Annotated in this window: 2 protein-coding genes; one reads left to right on the forward strand and one right to left on the reverse strand. The window is 69.4% G+C overall.

Going from position 1 to position 2,317, the window contains the following annotated elements; translation table 11 throughout:
* Positions 1-150 precede the first annotated feature (150 nt).
* Entirely contained in the window at positions 151-1,509 is a 1,359-nt protein-coding gene (locus L2C96_RS16220; protein WP_237336781.1) for an MFS transporter, read from the reverse strand.
* Between the two features lie 161 nt (positions 1,510-1,670).
* Between L2C96_RS16220 and L2C96_RS16225 the strand changes: the two genes are divergently transcribed.
* Positions 1,671-2,317, forward strand: a 647-nt coding sequence (locus L2C96_RS16225) for an HAD family hydrolase (RefSeq protein ID WP_237336782.1), incomplete at its 3' end; no start/stop codon positions are given.

The raw sequence follows: 2,317 nt of genomic DNA on the forward strand, positions 1-2,317 counted from the left end.
GCTGGTCGGCGACTAAAGATCAGCTGTGGATCGGGGGCGGGGGAGGTCTGGTTGGGGTAGTCGGCTGCTTTGCGTTGCCGGGTGGCGGTTGCTGGAGACAGAAGACAGGGGCGGGCCTCGCTTTCGCGTCGGCCCGGTCCTGCTTTTTGGTCAGGAGGGGGCTAGTGCCTCTTCCTCTGCGTTGGCGACCGGCGTCCTGCCGGGGATGCGCGTCGGGTGGTTGATGGGTACTCCGGCGGTCTCCGGCATCAGCATGATGGGCACGATGGCGATCGCGGCGGCGGCCATCAGGTAGAACGCCGGGATCGCCGTGTTGCCGGTGCCGTCGATCAGTGCGGTGATCACCAGCGGCGCCGTGCTGCCGAACGCCGCGGTGGACGTCGAATAACCGATGGCGAAGCCGCTGTACCGGTTGCGGGTGGGGAACATCGCGGGCAGCGCCGAGCCGATCGTGCCGAGCATCAGCACCAGCAGCACCGACAGCATCGCCATGCCCGCCACCGCACCGAACACCGACCGGGTCTCCAGCAGGGCGATCGCCGGCCAGCTCACCACCAGGAAACCGATCGCGGCCGTCAGCAACAGCGGCTTGCGGCCCACCCGGTCCGACAACGCTCCCACCGCGTTGATGACGAACAGCATCCCGACCATGAGCCCGAGCGGGATCAGCAGCGACGCCGTGTCGCCGAGTTCGAGCACCTCCGTCAAATACGTCGGCATGTAGGCGATCAGCGTGTACATCGCCACGTTGAGCAGGATCACGAACCCGATCAGGTTGAGCAGCTGCGGCCACATCTTGGTGAACGTCTCCTTCAACGGCACCCGCGACGTGGCGCCGGCCCGTTCCGCCTTCTCGAACGCGGGCGTGTCGGCCAGCTTCGTGCGCAGGTACCAGCCGACCAGCCCCAACGGACCCGCCACGAGGAACGGGATGCGCCAGCCCCAGCTGTTCAGCGCCGCCTCCGACAGTCCCAATTGGACAGCCGTGGCGAGCAGGGCGCCCGCGACGTTGCCGATCAGCGTGCCGAACTCCAGGAACGAACCGTAGAACCCGCGCCGCTTGTCCGGCGCGTACTCGGCGATGAACGTCGCCGCCCCACCGTACTCGCCGCCGGTCGAGAACCCCTGCGCCAGCCTGGCCAGCAGCAGCAGGATCGGCGCCGCCACCCCGATCGTCCGGTAGTTCGGGATCAGCCCGATCACGAACGTCGCGGCCGACATCATGATGATCGTGAACGACAGCACGCGGCGACGGCCGAACCGGTCGCCCAGCGGGCCCAGGATGATGCCGCCGAACGGCCGCAGCACGAACGGGATCGCGATCCCGGCGAAGACCAGCAGCAACCGGGCGGTCTCGTCGGCGTCCGGGAAGAAGTTCAGGCCGATGCTCGTCGCGAGGTAGGCGTAGATGCCGTAGTCGAACCATTCCACGGCGTTGCCCATGGCCGCGCCGGCCACGGCACGGCGGACGGTGCGCTCGTCGGGTGGGGCTGCGGGAGTTTCCGTCATGATCGCTGTCCGTTTCATTGTGCGGAAGCAGGGATTCAACAGGTGAAGGATAGGCGCTCAAACCTCCGGATGGGACCTCTTCCGGATGAACTCTGGAAAACAGTTCGGTTTCGCCCTACACTTCGGAAAGATGTTCCGACCACGGGAAGGGTCAGGTGCCCATGTCCGCGATCTGCCGTGCCGTGGTCTTCGACTGCGACGGCCTGCTGCTGGACACGGCGGCGGCCTGGTACACCGCGTTCCGGACCGGGGCGCAGGCCCTGGAGCTGGAGCTGAGCGACCGGCAGTTCGCCACGCTGGCCGGGGCGTCGGTGGGGGCGGCGGCCGCGCGGATCGCCCTGTGGGCCGGCCAGTCCGGGGAGACCGGCCGGGTCGCGAAGATGCTGGACGAGGCGCTGCGGACAGCGGTGGAACTCCGGCCGCCCGCCGCACTGCCGGGGGCGCTGGAACTCGTTTCCACGCTGGCCGGGCGGGTTCCGCTGGCGGTTGCGTCGAACGCGCCGGCCGGGGTGCTGGCCGAGGTGCTGAGCGGGGCCGGTCTGCGGCCGGCGTTCCGGGCGGTCGTCAGCGCCGACGAGGTGGCGGCGCCCAAACCGGCGCCGGACGTCTACCGGGCCGCCTGCCGAAGACTCGGGGCCGACCCGCGGGGCTCGGTGGCGCTGGAGGACTCAGCAGCAGGCGCGACGGCAGCGCAGGCGGCCGGACTGTCAGTGGTCGTGGTGACGAACAGCGCGTGGCCCGGCCGCACACCGTTGCGCTGGCCGGTTTCCGGCCGGTCGGCACTCTACGTGACAGCGCTGGACGACCC

The sequence above is a fragment of the Amycolatopsis tucumanensis genome, from assembly GCF_021654135.1.
GTDB classification, from domain to species: domain Bacteria; phylum Actinomycetota; class Actinomycetes; order Mycobacteriales; family Pseudonocardiaceae; genus Amycolatopsis_E; species Amycolatopsis_E tucumanensis.